At 38.4% G+C, this 232-nt stretch carries 1 protein-coding gene; it reads left to right on the plus strand.

The annotated features are described in order from the left end of the window. A partial coding sequence (locus tag AC0IXA_RS28240; RefSeq protein WP_471815032.1) for a vWA domain-containing protein occupies positions 1-232 on the plus strand: 232 nt, incomplete at both ends.

Genomic DNA, 232 nt, shown 5'->3' on the forward strand with positions numbered 1-232 from the left:
TAATAAAGATGTAAGAGTCACAATCTTACTTGATGCAAGTGGAAGTATGGCAAGAAAAGTTGAGGGAGAGCGCAAATTTGATCTCGCCAAACAAGAGGTATTTAAATTTGCTCAATCACTTCCAAAAGACGCTAAAATTCGTATGAGCTTGTTTGGTTCTGAAGGAAACAACAAAAATTCAGGTAAAGCTCAATCATGTGAAGTCATTAGAGGCGTTTACGGCGTACAGCCT

It is taken from the genome of Pseudomonas sp. AC083 (assembly GCF_979253165.1).